The organism is Vibrio sp. 378, from assembly GCF_033339435.1.
This window is the reverse complement of sequence record NZ_JAWOUO010000787.1, coordinates 1-607: the sequence shown is the minus strand read 5'-3', so window position 1 is coordinate 607 and position 607 is coordinate 1. Positions and strand designations below refer to the sequence as shown.

At 47.4% G+C, this 607-nt stretch carries 1 pseudogene; it reads right to left on the bottom strand.

Annotated features, from left to right (window positions below):
• Window positions 1-607 (bottom strand): annotated as a pseudogene (locus R7Q48_RS28850) (ABC transporter permease); the annotation flags it as partial.

Sequence of the window (607 nt, the reverse complement as noted above, 5' to 3'; positions counted from 1 at the left end):
TTCAAACACCGACATAAGCATGATATTGATGATGCCAAGCGTCATAGCCAACACGAACACCACCAGCATGACTTGGTTGGAAATATCCATCGAGCTCATCATTGTCGAAAGCAGGGGTTGAATTTCTAGCCATGTTCTTACCGTTCACGGCTTTCCTGAACCATCGTCGATCAAGGTTCGGGTAAACGACACCGTATTTTGCAACACGTCGTCATCATTGGCGTTGAGCAAAATGGCGATTTCATGCGCCCCTGCTATCCCTGCAATTTTCTCTAGGTCAGCTTTACGGACGTACACGTTGCCGTCATCAAAGGTCGTGGACGGTGTTTTGAAGATGCCTTTCACTCTAAACGCAGCGCCAGAGACATCCCCATTGATATCGGAAAGCGTCAGAATGACTTTTGAACCGACCCGTAGCTTCAATCTTTTCGCCGTCTTTTGCGATACAAGAATGGGATTCCGGCCCTCTTCATCCAACCAATAACCATCGATGATATGCTCAGAAAGCGGCGTTATCTTCTGCTCTTGTTCAAGATGAATACCATTAATACGAATACCGCGAGAACTTCGAGCAGAAGCTATCATGCCATCGGCGAGAAACCGCTCC